Annotated in this window: 15 protein-coding genes; 14 read left to right on the forward strand and 1 reads right to left on the reverse strand. The window is 45.4% G+C overall.

Translation table 11 applies throughout. From position 1 onward, the window contains the following. Positions 1-41: 41 nt before the first annotated feature. The 8 genes from MKX75_RS13300 to MKX75_RS13335 all read left to right on the forward strand — a co-directional run bounded on the left by MKX75_RS13300 (position 42) and on the right by MKX75_RS13335 (position 6,819). Positions 42-959, forward strand: coding sequence for an ABC transporter permease (locus MKX75_RS13300; protein WP_339169946.1), 918 nt, complete (start codon positions 42-44; stop codon positions 957-959). A gap of 16 nt (positions 960-975) precedes the next feature. Beyond that, positions 976-1,905 (forward strand): ABC transporter permease, encoded by a 930-nt coding sequence (locus MKX75_RS13305; RefSeq protein WP_339169947.1) that lies wholly within the window; start codon positions 976-978, stop codon positions 1,903-1,905. A gap of 21 nt (positions 1,906-1,926) precedes the next feature. Continuing rightward, complete coding sequence (locus MKX75_RS13310) at positions 1,927-3,945, forward strand: S9 family peptidase (RefSeq protein WP_339169948.1); 2,019 nt, start codon at positions 1,927-1,929, stop codon at positions 3,943-3,945. Then, positions 3,942-4,418 carry a hypothetical protein gene (locus MKX75_RS13315; RefSeq protein WP_339169949.1) on the forward strand — a complete coding sequence of 159 codons (477 nt, stop codon included), beginning with the start codon at positions 3,942-3,944 and terminating at the stop codon, positions 4,416-4,418. Before MKX75_RS13310 ends, MKX75_RS13315 begins: the two co-directional genes overlap by 4 nt. A gap of 162 nt (positions 4,419-4,580) precedes the next feature. Beyond that, entirely contained in the window at positions 4,581-4,943 is a 363-nt protein-coding gene (locus tag MKX75_RS13320) for an Asp23/Gls24 family envelope stress response protein (protein ID WP_339169950.1), read from the forward strand. Between the two features lie 32 nt (positions 4,944-4,975). Beyond that, complete coding sequence (locus MKX75_RS13325; RefSeq protein WP_339169952.1) at positions 4,976-5,584, forward strand: GNAT family N-acetyltransferase; 609 nt, start codon at positions 4,976-4,978, stop codon at positions 5,582-5,584. Between the two features lie 248 nt (positions 5,585-5,832). Next, the gene (locus MKX75_RS13330; protein ID WP_145147484.1) at positions 5,833-6,438 is read left to right on the forward strand and encodes a pentapeptide repeat-containing protein; all 606 of its coding nucleotides are present in this window, start codon (positions 5,833-5,835) and stop codon (positions 6,436-6,438) included. Between the two features lie 18 nt (positions 6,439-6,456). Further along, positions 6,457-6,819, forward strand: a complete 363-nt coding sequence (locus MKX75_RS13335) for a hypothetical protein (RefSeq protein WP_339169954.1) — start codon at positions 6,457-6,459, stop codon at positions 6,817-6,819. A 343-nt stretch (positions 6,820-7,162) separates the two neighbouring features. On the opposite strand, the gene MKX75_RS13340 is transcribed toward MKX75_RS13335, so the two are convergent. Then, positions 7,163-8,668, reverse strand: coding sequence for an MFS transporter (locus MKX75_RS13340; protein WP_339169955.1), 1,506 nt, complete (start codon positions 8,666-8,668; stop codon positions 7,163-7,165). Positions 8,669-8,807: 139 nt separating this feature from the next. On the opposite strand from MKX75_RS13340, the gene MKX75_RS13345 reads away from it, so the two are divergent. From MKX75_RS13345 to MKX75_RS13370, 6 genes are all read left to right on the forward strand, one after another. Continuing rightward, on the forward strand, positions 8,808-9,665 hold the full coding sequence (locus tag MKX75_RS13345; protein WP_339169956.1) for a MerR family transcriptional regulator: 858 nt from the start codon (positions 8,808-8,810) through the stop codon (positions 9,663-9,665). Between the two features lie 11 nt (positions 9,666-9,676). Further along, complete coding sequence (locus MKX75_RS13350; RefSeq protein ID WP_339169957.1) at positions 9,677-10,213, forward strand: GNAT family N-acetyltransferase; 537 nt, start codon at positions 9,677-9,679, stop codon at positions 10,211-10,213. A gap of 400 nt (positions 10,214-10,613) precedes the next feature. Continuing rightward, positions 10,614-12,092, forward strand: a complete 1,479-nt coding sequence (gene abc-f / locus MKX75_RS13355) for an ABC-F type ribosomal protection protein (RefSeq protein ID WP_339169959.1) — start codon at positions 10,614-10,616, stop codon at positions 12,090-12,092. Positions 12,093-12,300: 208 nt separating this feature from the next. Further along, a complete protein-coding gene (locus tag MKX75_RS13360; RefSeq protein ID WP_036608234.1) occupies positions 12,301-12,867 on the forward strand; it encodes a helix-turn-helix domain-containing protein in 567 nt (188 codons plus the stop codon). A 350-nt stretch (positions 12,868-13,217) separates the two neighbouring features. Continuing rightward, complete coding sequence (locus tag MKX75_RS13365; protein WP_062834256.1) at positions 13,218-14,372, forward strand: glycosyltransferase; 1,155 nt, start codon at positions 13,218-13,220, stop codon at positions 14,370-14,372. Positions 14,373-14,409: 37 nt separating this feature from the next. Then, a complete protein-coding gene (locus tag MKX75_RS13370) occupies positions 14,410-15,717 on the forward strand; it encodes an aminotransferase class III-fold pyridoxal phosphate-dependent enzyme (protein ID WP_339169960.1) in 1,308 nt (435 codons plus the stop codon). The last annotated feature ends 17 nt before the right edge of the window (positions 15,718-15,734 follow it).

Below are 15,734 nucleotides of genomic sequence, written 5' to 3' on the forward strand. Positions count from 1 at the left end.
ATGTTCCTGCCGTTCTTTTTTAAAAGGGAGGTGAACAAGGAATGGGCAAATACGTACTTAAGTCATTACTACAGATCATTCCGGTTCTGTTCATTGTTTCATTAATTGTGTTCATTTTGGTTCGAGTTACCGGTGATCCGGTTGCGCTAATGTTGCCCGAAACGGCTACCGCTGAAGATCGTGCTGTCTTGACGCAGGCACTCGGTTTGGACCAGCCTTTATATACGCAGTACGTGAAGTTTCTGGGCAGTGCGATACAGGGAGACTTTGGTCAGTCTTTTCGCTACAATCAGCCTGCATTAGAGCTTGTGCTGGAGAGATTGCCTGCGAGCTTCGAACTGGCGGTAGCCGCCATGTTCTTTGCCGTGCTGATGGCTGTGCCACTTGGTGTCATTTCAGCTGTCAAACGCAATACGTTTACCGATCTCATCATTTCCGGGATATCCGTAATTGGTAAGGCGATGCCAAACTTCTGGATGGGGATTATGCTTATCCTCTTGTTCTCCGTCATGTTGGGGGTATTGCCGGTCTCTGGTCGTGGAGGATTTTCACATCTGATCTTGCCGGCATTTACGCTTGGCGTTGGACTTGCCGCGCAGATGACCCGGCTGATTCGCTCCAGCATGCTGGAGATTCTGAACCAGGACTATATTCGAACAGCCCGTAGCAAAGGGCTAGGCCGGATGGTTGTCATTGTGAAACATGCGTTTCGGAATGGACTGATTCCAGTCGTAACGATTATGAGTTTGCAGTTTACAAGTCTGATCGGGGGAACCTTGATTACGGAAACGGTATTCTCCTGGCCTGGACTGGGTCAATTGCTGGTCGTTGCAGTCAACACACATGATATGGCGATCGTGCAGGCAGCAGTGTTTGTCATTGCGGTTATCGTTGTAGTAACTAACATCTTGACGGATGTAGCCTACAGGCTACTTGATCCGCGCATCAAATACGACTAGAAGGAGGTGCAATCATATGACAGGCAGCAATGAAATGCCAATTCCGGGTACAGAACAGGAACAAGACAATGGGCGTGCACCAACGGGATTTCGTTATATCTGGCAACAACTGATCATCAGCAAGACCGGAATGTTTGGGGCTGTGCTTGTATTGTTGGTTGTGTTAATTGCCATAGGTGCACCTCTATTAACGAGTCATGATCCGGCAGCGGTGAATCCGCTGGGCCGACTTAAACCACCAGCATGGCTTGAGGGCGGAACGGCCGAATACTGGCTCGGTACGGATAATCTGGGTAGAGACATGTGGAGCCGAATTGTATATGGTGCTCGGGTTTCCTTAATCGTGGGTATGGGTGCAGTGATTGTGTCCGGAATCATTGGTGCCATTCTGGGGCTGATATCCGGATTCTACGGGAAATGGGTGGACGCTTTAATCATGCGTGTAGGTGATGCATTCATGGCGATTCCAACCATTCTGTTCATGCTCGTTGTGATGGCGATTGTTGGCCCGGGTATTACGACGCTGATCTTTGTCATCGGGGTGACGAACTGGGTTCCATTCACCCGTGTAGTAAGAAGTGAGGTTCTTAGTATTAAAGAGCGTGATTTTGTTCATGCGGCCAGATCGATTGGCGCGAAGAATGGGAGATTGATTCTCAAACACATTCTGCCGAATATCCTTTCATCCTTTATCGTGATCTGCGGTATGAATGTGGGCACGACCATTATTATGGAAGCTTCACTCAGTTTCCTGGGTCTGGGTATCAAACCACCCGATGTATCCTGGGGAGGTATGCTCAGTGATGGCAGACAATACGTTGCAACAAGCTGGTGGGTCGCTACATTCCCGGGACTAGCCATTACATTTACCGTACTCGGTGTTATTTTCCTTGGAGATTGGCTGCGTGATGTGCTTGATCCACGTACGGAGACAACCCAAAAATAAACGGAGAAGGGAGCCATCATTATGAATCAAAGACCAATTATGCCGGAGGATCTGCTTCACTATCGTTGGATCAGTCAGCCGGTGATCAGTCCTAACGGACAAGTGGCTTATGTGGAACAGACCGTAGATCAGGATAAAAACGAATATAACACACAAATTCGAGGAATTTCCCTCGATGGTGATGAAGATATAGCACTTTCGGATGGAACGAAGGATTCCTCACCTGCTTGGTCGCCGGATGGCACACAGCTCACATTTATTCGCTCAGTGGATGGTGGCAAAGGACTATGGACGCTCCATACAGATCAAAAAGAGCCGGTCATGCTGATACCTCCCGCACGTAAAATATTGAGTTATATCTGGTCGCCGAACGGGCAGTACATTGCGTTTACCAGCAAAGTGCAACCGGAGGACCAACAGAAGAAAGCCGAAACCCAACAGGAGTCTGCACCTGTGCTGCGAGGTAAAGTCTTCGAGCGTACAACGCCAAAGGCGGAAGGGGCCGGCTGGTGGGATGGTCAATACAGCCATTTGTTTGTATATGAGATCAAGAGCGGGGAGATCACGCAGGTGACTTCCGGGCTATGGAATATCAGTGCTCCGGCATGGTCGCCAGATAGTCAGCACCTTTCCTTTATATCCAAGCAAGTGGAGGATGAGGAACTTGATGCGGATCTGCTGTACTTTACGGATGTATACAGCATTCGATTGGGAGAGAGTGATCTCTTCAAAGTGACGGATTCCAGTCTGGCGATTAGCCAGTTTTCCTATTCACCCGATGGACAGCAGTTGATCCTGATCGCCAGTGATCGCGAATATGGAAGTGGGAGTCACAACAGGCTATATGCAGTCCCCGTTCATCGAGGTGTACCCAGGTCAATCGCACCGCAAGTAGATATGCAGATTGGTAATGCGGCGCTTGGAGATATGAAGTCGGCAGGTGCGTCACCTTCTCCTATTTCAGATGCCCATTATCCGGAACGTGGTGTATATGTGCTCGGAACGCATAACGGGAATGTGGACGTGTACCGTATTCAAGAAGATGGGGCTTGTCAATCGGTGACGGGTGCTGGTGAAAAGGATGTGTATCAGTATACCTTAACGCCGGACGGTACCTCGCTGGTTATCGCTGCATTGACTGCTGAACATCCTGGAGAGTTATATCGCGTGGATATCGCCAGTGGTGAAATGTTCAGACTCACCCGCCGAAATGATGAATTCTTGGATGAATTAGCTGTACATGTGCCTCTACGTGTAGAGTTTAAGTCTTCCGACGGATGGCCGATTCAAGGTTGGTTAGCTACACCGGCAGTACGTTCATCCAATGGTAAGCTGCCACTGATTTTGCAAATTCATGGTGGACCTCACGCGATGTATACGGGAACATTCAGTCATGAGATGCAGACACTCGTTGCGCAAGGATACGCTGTGCTTTGGATCAATCCTCGTGGAAGTATGGGATACGGACAGGAGTTTGCCAGAGCATGCCGTGGTGACTTTGCCGGAGGCGATTACCGGGATCTGATGGAAGCTGTTGATTATGCCCTGGCTACATATGATTTCCTAGATGCATCACGTTTGGGTGTAGCGGGTGGCAGTTATGGCGGGGTGATGACCAACTGGATCGTAGCGCATACGCACCGTTTCAAAGCGGCTGTGACTCAGCGTTGCATCTCCAACTGGTTGTCCATGTATGGAACGAGCGATATCGGAATTTCCTATGTTCAGGGAGTCATTGGGGGGAATCCGGCAGAAAACGCTGAATTCCTGTGGTCCCGCTCACCTCTTGCCCATGCACATCACATTGAGACGCCACTTCTGATCATGCACGGAGAGCAGGACTATCGGACACCGATTGCACAAGCGGAGGAATTATACACCACGCTAAAACGATACGGCAAAAAGACCAAACTGATTCGTTACCCAGGCTCTAACCACAGTTTGCTCAAAAGTGGTAAACCTTCACTTCGAATCGATAGCTTCGAACAGGTGAATGCCTGGTTCAATCAGTATCTCGGCAATGAGGAGGGGGAGCAATGAGTCGAACTCAGCTGTCCATTCCTGTAGGGCTCCTTGTAGAGAATGTGCTGACAAGTGGGGTACCGAGAGAAGTAATTATTGAATACTTACAACGTCGAGACTACTCCCAGTTGTTGCCTCTGGTTAAGGAACCCGCGATGGATTTCGATGAGAGACTACAGACAGCAGCTGACATCGGAGACGATTGGGAAAAAGCGATACGTCAGGGTTATGAGTTCAAGTTTCTGCATATTAACGGTTTGAAACGATTGCTCGATTTCCGGTTTGATCGTAAGGTGGATCGGGATTATGTTCAAGATGAACTGTCACTGAAGCATATTCGTCTGACCGCACAAGAGATTGAATTGCTGCAATCGTTAATTGGCAGACAATGGTTCGTGCAAGTAGAAGAAACAGAGACAGCAGAAGAAGGCAGAACAGAGGGCGCGTCATCCTCCCACCTTCCTGTCCGTATTCAATTGAAATTCCCATAATAGACCAGCAGAAGCCGCGATGATCGCGGCTTTTTTGGTATGTATAGGTAGAAATGTAGACGACTGAAATCAAAAGTTGAAATCGGACTTCGTATGATTTATATTTATATTAAATGATATCATTATCTATCAAAAATACAGGCGTAAAAAGGGGGCCCTAGGATGTCCATTCAAAATGTTCTGGGAAAAATTCAAATATCGGATGATGTGATCTCCAAAATTGTCGGCAAGATCGCGAATACCACGAGTGAGATTTCCTCCATGTCGACAGGACTTGTAGAAGGCATCACCAAAAAGTGGAGCGGCAAAAGTCTGCAAAATGGCATTGCCATCCGCAAGGTAGAATCCAGACTGGAGATAAACTTAAAGGTTGTCCTTCGTTATGGTACGAAAGTACATGAAGTCTGCAGGGAATTACAAAACAATGTGAGAGTGCATGTGGAACAGCTGACCGGATTGACCATTGATACGGTGAATGTGATCGTTGAGGGGTTATCATTTAACCAACCTGCTGCCAAGCTTTAATCCAATTTCAGCTACCTAGAGGAGTGACAGCGATGAATAAGATTTCCATAACAAAAGCCAGTCCACAGTCCTTAGTCGGGGGGCAATTAAATCAGATGGCACTTGAATATATGGCATATTCGCTTGCAGGTACCAAGGATAAAGGCATTATAGAAAAAACATTTAACAAGTTATGGCGCTCGAATCAGAACCGATTCAGTCACCAATACGCTTATGAAGCCAAAATGGGTAGCCAAACGCTGGGTATGATCATGTGTTATCCGACCACCATAATGAACAAACTCGCTTTGCCAACGTTCTCCAAGCTGTTTGAACTTCGGAAATGGAGCCTGATCAAGTATAATCTTCAACATTGGAGAGAGTTCTACTCCATGGTGACATTGAAAGAAGCAGAGAATGACGAGTACCATATCGGAACATTGGCTACCTTGCCTGAAAGCAGAGGACTTGGCGTAGGTACGCAGCTCATTCAATTTGCTGAACGGCAAGCTCTAGTACTAGGTCTGTCCAAATCTTCGCTCACGGTTAAAAAGGAAAATGCACGGGCTATCCAACTGTATGAACGTTTGGGATACCAAAGAGTAGGGGAAATCAATAAACCTGCGCTATCCCTGTACCGGATGTCCAAAATACTGGTGTAGTGCTCTCTGAGAAGAGTAGTGTAAACAACTTGAAGGTTCACATACATAAGCTCGCATTGGAACAGTTAGAGGTGCGGGCTGGAGGGACGCTTTATGCGTCCCTTTTTTAGTTTTCAGAGATTTCCTCTAAAAAAAGTAACTTGACTTTTGTGGGTGTTTAAGCAGGTACTTGACAGGGGTGTGGTATAGTATAAAAAGTTCTTTTAATGAAGGAAGACGGGATAAATAAACAAGATGGGGTGTAACCAGTGTATCAATATAAGGATCAGGAATATGAAGCAGTACATTTTGAGGGACGCGATCTGAGATATGGAGAACTGATAAGCTGTGTTTTCAAACAGTGTACTTTCATGAACGCTTCTATGGAAGAAATCGAAACCAGTAACTGCCGTTTTATCGAGTGTGACTTCAAAGGAGCTTCGATGAATGGTTCGATTCATACGGAATCAGCTTTTGAAAACTGCACCTTCGGTGGTGCGAATCTCTTTGCTTCCAAATTCAGCTCTTGCAAGATGACAGGCTCGGATTTCTCGGGTGCGCAAATGGATGGCATTACACTAAGTCACGGTGATTGGTCTTATACGAATCTGAGACATACCCGATTAGGCAAACAGGATTTGCGAGGAATTCGTTTCTTTGAAGCTGACTTTACGGACACGGATTTCACCAAAGCAGATTTGAGAGACTGTGACCTTACCAGAGTCGTATTGAGCAGAGCCAAGCTGCAAGGGGCCGATCTAAGAGGGGCTAACCTGGAAGGCATCGATCTGAAATCACTGGATATCAAAGGCGTACGTTTGGATCGCGAACAAGCCGTTCTGTTTGCACGCTCTTATGGTGCCAAAGTAGACTAATCATACTTCGATGCCTGTATGAAGCTCAGTTACGCGTCTCGTGTACTGGGCTTCATTTCTAAAGGCAGTGGCTCGCTTACTGAAGGAAATGGAGAGCCTGAACGGTTACCTTTGGACCCATCCAAACGTCGTATACTTTTGCAGATGAAGCTGGAGTCCGGGCTACTTCAAGATCATTTTGCTATTATCAGGGATACGTTGTGTGCGAAAGACTATAGTTTGAAGCTGAATAATAATGACAGATCCATCCTTCATATGGCGAAAGAGATGCTGGTCAATGAGATCATGTATGTGTTAAATATCGCTACCAAAGATGCTTCCACGTATGTGAAAGAGGATATGGAGAAGCGTCAGCTGGAGTTCAACGTTCATAGATCATGATGAAATTCAGGGATTATATTGGAATAATACAGGTTGAACGTTCAGTATGTAAAAGCAAGTTATACGGGGCAATATCTACGGAGAGAGCTTAGGAAAAGTCATGATGCAATGAAAGATCATGTCCTTAACTAAAAAATCGACACCAGGAAACCGCTTGATGAGCGGTTTTTTTGGTGTCGATTAGCTACGGTACACTTAGATCACAGGCTCAATCCTCTTCTTTGGATAACTTTCTAACGACTAAATAAATAAAAGTGATGCCGATTAATATAATAATTCCATTCGTTATTGGAAACCACATAACCGAATTCACCTCCACTTTTGAGAAGCAATATGTTTAGGTTTAACCTTCCGCAGTTTTATTTTTGGCTCGTTTCAACCGCACGGCAACCCAGCTCATGATCAGAGCAGCAATAATCAGAAATACGGTCACACCTGCAATGACGACAAAGAAGGATTGGTCAAATGCAGCAAAGGCGGCATTTCTGAGCGATTCAGCAGACGCGGCAGGCAAGCTTTCGGCAGCGATAAGTGCTTCATCCAGACTGTCCTTCGCATTGGCGGGCACACGAATCCCCGCAGGAATCTTCATAGCGAGTGTGTAGAAAAGGGTAGACATGCTTCCGATGATGGCAATACCAGATGCTCCACCCAGCTCATAACCTACTTCCTCAATGGAAGCGGCCATACCCGCTTTGTGAGGTGGGGCATAACTCATAATGGAATGGGAAGCAGCGGTCATCCCTGATCCAAGACCCGCACCAAGCATTGCCAAACCGAGAATCTGCCCGGTAAACCCTGCATTGAAATACATTAGATATGTCCCCATGCCAAGGGCAGCGATGAAGAGAGAGAAGCTTTTGATATAGACAACATCCACACGGTGCATAATGGCCCCCGTAACAGGTCCGGCAATGAGTGCTGCAACAGGTATGGATACGGTGAATAGTCCAGCTTGAAGCGGTGACATGCCTTCCACCAGCTGAAGCCGCTGAGTGACCATATATTGCACCCCCATTTGTGCAAACAAGCCAACCAGTGCGGTAATAAAGCCGGTACTGAATCTTGGGATTTTGAACAAGGACAGATCCAGAAGCGGGTTGGGACTGTTATTCTGACGGCGAATAAAGATGATCAGGGACAGAACACCGATCACAGCAGCAAGGATAGCAAGTGTGAGAGATCCTTCACGTCTTGTGAATTCCTTAATGGAATAGATAATTCCGACCATGGCAATCATGATCTGAATGGAACTGGTGAAATCCCACTTTTTCGACGAATCCCCCTGATGTTTAGGGATTATTTTCAAGGCGAATATAAACGCGATAATGGCTATGGGCAGGTTAATCAGAAACACAGAGCCCCACCAGAAGTGTTGGAGAAGTAATCCGCCGACAATTGGTCCCAGTCCTGCGCCACCGGATGCAATGGAACCCCATATGCCGATCGCTAGTGCGAGTTCTCGTTCATTCGTAAACGTAACCCGGATGATCGACAATGTCGCTGGCATCATCATGGATGCGCCTACGGCAAGAAGAATTCTGCTCATGACCAGCACAGCTGGTACTGGAGAAAAGGCAGCAACAAGGGAAGCGGTAGAAAAGACGAGCAATCCCAGGGTGAATATTTTTTTATGACCAAGACGGTCCCCGAGCGTTCCCATAGCAGGCAGCAAACCCGCCATGACAAGGGAGTACCCGTTCAGAATCCATAATTTCTCCGAAGCTGATGCACTGAGATCATGGGTCAAGCTGGGTAAAGCCGTGTACAGGATGGTCATATCCATCACAATGAGTAATAGTGCACTTGAGACAATAACAAGAATCATCCAACGTTTGAATTTTGACATGTTTCCCTCCGACGATATGAATAACTTACAATTCCAGACTAAACTATCGGGTAACCCTATAGTCAAACTTTTCTTTGCATACTATAATGCATCTATATTGATAAAACTTAGACCACATATGTACATGGAGGGCCCAAAGATGGCTGGACATCACGCACAACACTTTACCACCAGTGAATTTGCCAAGGTCTGCGGAGTGACCAAACATACCTTGTTTCATTATGACGAGATTGGGCTGTTAAAGCCTGAATATACCAATGACAAGGGCTACCGCTATTATGGTGTGCAACAAACGTATGTGTTGGATGTCATACATGTGCTGAAGAAAGCAGGAAGCTCACTCCAAGAGATTAAGTCGTTTATTCAAAACCAGAATACGCCATTGTTAATCGAGCTGTTTGAACAGAAATTAAAGGCACTTGAGCTGGAGCAACAACGAATCAAACGTATGCAAAAGCTGCTAAGTGGTGCCATTGAAATGACGAAACAAGCCACGGATGCTTCGCATGAAGGACTGCATATCGAACAATGTGAGCTGGAGTATTTTATTGCAGTTCAACTGGAGCAAGGGGATGGAGATAAGGAATTCTCCCGTAAGTTCACTGAATATCGCAGTCATTGCGAGGAACAGATGATCGACTATGAGTTTCCGGTATGGACGATCTTACTTCAGGAGCACTTTGAGGCAGGAGAGTACTATCCGGATTACTTTGGCAACAAAATAAAAGCTCCCATTTCAGGGGAAACGATATTGATGAAGCCTAAAGGGATGTATGCCGTCATGAATCATCAGGGTTCATATGAAAGCATGCCAGAGACGTATTCCATCATGAAAGAGGATATAGAAAGAGAAGGACTACGAGTCTGCGGACATGTGTACGCACTGGATCTGCTCAGTTATTTTGCAGAAAGTAATCCCGACGAGTATCTCATCAAGATTTACGTTCAGGTGTGTAAGACTGATAATGCAAGCAAAGGACAGAATAACTTGATTTAGGAGGATATTTTTTGGAATTAATTAAAGCATATGATGTGGATCTAAGTGAAGAATGGTCAGCACTTCTTCAAGAATTACTTGTAGCCAGTTTTCCAGAGGTTTATCCGAAGGACAGATTGTTTTTCAAGCAAATACCACAGGGCAGAGTGCTGGCATTTAACCCGGATAACCAATTAGTTGGGCATGTAGGACTAGATTACAGGATGATGAATTTAAATGGAAAACCCATAAGAGTGTTGGGGATAATCGATTTGTGTGTTTCTCCTGCTATTCGCTCTCAAGGAATCGCTTCATTGTTAATTTCAGAAGTGGAAAGGATGGCAAAAGGGCGTGTTGATTTTGTCCTTTTATTTGCGGATCATGAGGGATTGTATAGCAAAAATGGATTCAAAACGGTAAGCAACACATGTAAGTGGTTGAAAATTGATCATGAAACCTTAACCACAGTTGGAGTTGGGACTCAAAGGGTAGAGGGGTTAATGATTAAAGAAGTTGGAACCCTGCCATGGGAAGAAGGAGAACTCGATTTTTTAGGATATTTATATTAATCAAGGTGGGTTATAAGATGAGGTTTTATAAGATGAGGTTTTATCTGATTGAGCGCCTTGACCCATGTTGTATTCCATGTTAAGTTTTTTGTATTAAATTTTGAGCGTTCAAAGGGGGATAGAGTCATGACTGAATTAGAGGTTGTAGATGTGTATGTGGACCTGTCAACGAACATGAGCAGTGGCATGGTTCACAATATTACTAATCAGAATCCGACACGTTATCCCGTCTATGCATAGATCTACTTGGCGCTAAATGTTATATCGTCAGGTTTCTTTATCGTATAAGCGATCTAAATTCTGATTATGTTCAAATATTAAAGTGAGGGAATCCATGCCATGTTCGATGGTGAAATCCCGTCAATTTACTTTTATATTTCACATAAAAAGGATGATTTGTATGTCATTAATCAACGTTACCAACCTGACCTTTGCCTATGAAGGCAGTTACGATAATATATTTGAAAATGTTAGCTTCCAGTTGGACTCCGATTGGAAATTGGGTTTTACCGGAAGGAACGGCAGAGGCAAAACGACCTTTCTTAATCTGTTACTCGGTAAATATGAATATAGCGGACAGATCTCGGCGAATGTTAGCTTTGAATACTTTCCTTTCCAGGTAGAGAATAAGGGAGCCATGACTCTCGATGTCATCAGCGAGAGTCATCCTGAATATCTGCATTGGCAAGTTGTACGCGAGTTTAACCTGTTAAAGGTGTCGGAAGATGTGCTATATCGGCCTTTCGATACGTTATCCAACGGAGAACAAACAAAGGTGATGCTGGCCGCCTTGTTCCTGAAGGATAATCGGTTTTTGCTCATTGATGAACCGACCAATCACCTTGATCTTCATGCGAGACAACTCGTCAGCAATTATCTTCACAGCAAGCGTGGATTTATTTTGGTATCACACGATCGCTCCTTTCTGGATCACAGCGTGGACCATATCCTTTCCATCAATAAGAGTAACATCGAGATTCAGAAAGGGAATTTCTCCGCTTGGTGGGAAAATAAAAGAAGGCAAGATCAGTTTGAACTTGCGAGTAATGAGAAATTAATAAAGGATATCAAGCGTTTATCCGATTCAGCCAAACGGACCGGTGGATGGTCGCATGAAGTTGAAAAAACCAAAAATGGTACGAGAAATTCCGGTTCCAAGGTGGATAAAGGATATATTGGGCACAAGGCTGCCAAAATGATGAAACGTTCCAAAAATATCGAACAAAGGCAGCAATCTGCGATTCAAGACAAATCCAAACTTCTCAAAAATATTGAAAGTGCAGAACGTCTACAGATTCATCAGCTGGATTTTCACAAGCAGGAACTTGTCGAATTGGAGCATGTGTCGATATCATACGGATCTAATATTGTATGTAAGGATGTCAGCTTCACGGTTGAAAAAGGGGATCGAATTGGCCTATACGGTAAAAATGGATCTGGCAAATCAAGCATCCTTAAACTGATCTGTGATGAAGCTATCCCTTATACAGGTCTTTTCAGAAAGGATCATCAGCTTAAAATTTCGTATGTGTCGCAGGACACGTCCGATCTAGGAGGACATTTATCCGAGTATGCGGCCACACAGGGGATTGATGAGAGCTTGTTTAAATCGATACTCCGAAAGTTGGATTTTACCAGACTGCAATTGGAGAAAGATATCTCAACGTTTAGTGCTGGTCAAAAAAAGAAAGTGCTTATAGCCAAAAGCCTTAGTGAGAAAGCCCATTTGCACATATGGGATGAACCACTCAATTTTATAGATGTCATTTCACGTATGCAGATCGAAGATCTGCTGCTGGAATACTCGCCAACCCTGCTTTTTGTAGAGCACGATAGTGAATTTTGTGCGAATATTGCAACGAGAATTATCGAATTGTAAGCAACGGACAAGATATAAGATGACCATGTTAAAAGCCGCCAAATGGCGGCTTTTAAGCTTGATATTTACATTACATATATAAGAGGTAACATATTACCTTCAACATGCGATATCGTGAGAATATATGCTATAATTTTATAATCTCATCCAATCATTTGATGGATGACTAGATCAATTGTAGACTAATTCGCCAAGAGGTGTACTACCAATGAAAAAGGAAATGACAACAATTAAACAAACCAGGCTACATTCCATTCTGGACGAGGCCACCAAATTGCTGATTGAAAAACCGAATGCTTCTATGAATGAGATTGCAGAATCTGCAAAAATCGGGATCGCTACGTTACATCGATATGTGGAAAGTCGCGAACAGCTTATGGTATATCTGGGATTACGCGCAATCGAGGTGGTCAGTGAGACCATGAAAGAAATTCAACTGGATGAGGAGCACTGTGAAAAGTACATACCCGAACTGATTGAAGCGCTGATTCCATTAGGCGACAAAATTTATTTTTTGGCTCATGACACCACCATTAACTATAATCCCGAGATTGAGGGAGCCGATCTGAAACTGAGAGAACCGGTACTTCATGCAGTCGGTCTGTTACAACAGAAAGGTTATTTCCGCTCCGATCTCGATAAAACCTGGATTGTTGATGTGCTGTATTCCATCATGTTCCTGACGTGGCAGCAGGTTGTAAGTGGTCATATCGCGAGAAAAGCAGCCCCTGCGCTTGTGGTAGATACGTTTTATCATGGATTTAAGCAGCGTTAGTCAAGGACCATTCAACGAAAAATAATCAATTTTTACTACGAAAGCACGCCTAAACCGTCAACCGTATCGTGTGATACGCAGACTCTTTGGGGGTGTTTTTTTGCGTTCACAACAGCGTTTCTCCGAGCGCAAGCATCAAAGACTTACATTTTTTACATATTCAAATATTAACAGAGTTCAGAATTTAAGATTTCAAGTTTACAAAAAATGATATAAATTTCTAGTAGATTCAAATCATTACCAAATAAAGACAAAATATTCAAACGAGGGGGCCGGGCAGAAACACCTGCAATTGTGTACTTCGAATCAGCTTATGTACTCATTCCATCAACCCAATCAGGAGGGATTCCATGCTTTACACCATTATTGTGCCAGTCAACCAGGACTATAACATTTTGAACCTGTTCACAGATTCGTTGCTCCGGACGGTAAGCCCATCCACTCAGATTATTTTCATCAACGATGGTTCCGGTTCAGCAGTCTTTCAACATCTGGATAAACTGAAGCAAGAAGTCAGAGAAGGTGTGACCATCGAGATTCTTCAGCATGATTTTCCACTCGGTTGCGCCGTGTCGATTAATAGCGCACTCAGTCTTGCCAAGGGAGAGTACATTTTCTTCCTGGATTCCGACACCATTCTTCAACCGAACTGGCAACCAATGATGAAAGAGACACTGGATAGCGATATTACGATCGGCATGATTGGAGGCGTTCTGTTGTATCCGCAAACCGGAGGTGTGCAGCACTGCGGCATTGCTTTTGCGGACACCATCGGCCGACACCTGTTCCTGAACGCATCCCCTGATGATATCCCGAAAGAAACCTTCTCCGTTCAACTGGTGGTGTTCGCCATGTTCGGCATGAAGCGGGAGGTCTACGAGACCATCGGCAACCTCGATGAGAAGTTCTTTAACGGATACGAGGATTTTGATTATCAGATGCGGGCACGAGCTGCCGGATACGATACGGTCATTAACCCGAATATTCAGGCATATCACTGGGAACGCAGCAGCGGGATTCACCGTAACTTCAACCGCAAGAACAATCTCGCACGCTTCTGGAAAAAGTGGGGCGCTCAAATCGAAGCTGATGTGTGGCCTTTCGTTTTCAGTCATCTAAAAGCACAGCTTGAAAGCCAAGAGGAATACCAGCATCTGCCGATTGTCGGCATTGACCTTGCCGAGGTTCGCAGTGATGCGGATACATTCTGGACCAAGCTGGAGGAAGCTGACTTTGCATCGGTTGCCGAAGTACGTGACTATTCCAACCGCTTCAATTCCAACGGAGCCATTTGGCTGCCGCAGGTACTGGGTAAGGAACTGATTCATAGTGAGAACCGATTACTGTTTTTGGTGGACAATTTCGCCCGTCTGCTGGAGAACCGCTACTGGATTGAGATGAGACATGCTCATCGAGCCAAGGATCTGATCATCGATCTGTATGGCAATGTCATCACGATGGATCGCATATACGATGGATGCTGGCCTGGAACCAAAGTTCGGTAATTCACTCACAACGAAAATAAACAGGGAGGTACTTAAGGTGAACGAAAAAGAGAGCACGCTCGATCGTGCCGTACGATTTACCCGCAATCTGGAGTGGTTGGAACAAGTCGAAAAGGTAATTCCGAGCGGATGCAGCACTTTAGCCAAAGCACCTGAACGTTTATTTCCGGGGCATACCCCCGTATGTTGTGCAGAGGCTTACAATTCCCGATTCACAGATATCGACGGCAATGAATGGCTGGATTGCGAAATGGCCATGGGTACGGCATCATGGGGCCATGCCAGACATGAAGTTCAATTAACTGTCATTCATCAGTTGAAAAAAGGGACAAGCTTTTCGGTTCCAGCTGACATCGAGCTTGAATGTGCGGAGTTAATTCTGGAGCGGTTCGAGGGTCGTTATCCGTCGCTACGCTTCACCAAGAGTGGTGCCGATGCAGTGAGTGGAGCTGTACGTCTGGCCCGTGCTGCAAGTGGCAAAAGCAAGGTGATTGCGACGGCTTATCACGGGTGGCATGATTGGTCCGCCTATGGGTATTATGGTGGGCAAACGAAAGAACGTGGTATCCCGGTGGATATCGAGCGTTCAACGATCTGGGTCAACAAACCTACTGCGGAGCGAATTGAGGCCCAGATTACCTCATCTCCCGAGGATATCGCATGTATTGTTCTGTGTCCCAACGAGTGGAAAAGGGACGCGCTGGAGGAAGTCGTAACCCTATGCCGGTCTCTGGACATCATTATCATTTTCGATGAGGTCACTTCCGGTATTCGAATGGGCAAACAGGCTACAGCAGGAGAATATGACATCTGGCCTGATCTACTCTGCATCTCCAAAGGTATGGCAAACGGTTTACCGCTTGCAGCGGTTTTGGGGCCTGAGCACTTGATGTCTCTGTCGGGACAGGTCCGATTCAGTAATGCCCATTCCAGCGAAACAACAGCGCTCGCGGCAGCCATTGCCTGTGAACGATTAATGAAAAATGCGAAAGTATGGCCGACCTGGCGTGATCCGGCAACCCGGATCATGGATCGTCTGGAATCTGAACTTGTGCTACTCGGATTGACGGATCAATTGGAAGTAAGGGGGACGTATGCAAGCTTCTGCATTCAATCCCTGGCCGAGGATAACTTCCAAACCGATTCTTTCCGTGAGTTCATGGTGAAGAGAATGGCTCACTTCGGCATTTTCACCAAAGGTTACTTTATTTTCTCGGATGCCCATACACGGGAAGAATTGTTGTGGGTCGAGGAAGCGCTGTTACAGATCCTGTCAGACTGGAAAGAGATTCAGAAGCAGGAACATCTTCATTCCATGCAACTTTCGAAAACGTTTGAAGCTTAATCCATAGATCATAATCG

This window comes from Paenibacillus sp. FSL R5-0341 (assembly GCF_037975235.1).
Lineage (GTDB): Bacteria > Bacillota > Bacilli > Paenibacillales > Paenibacillaceae > Paenibacillus > Paenibacillus amylolyticus_A.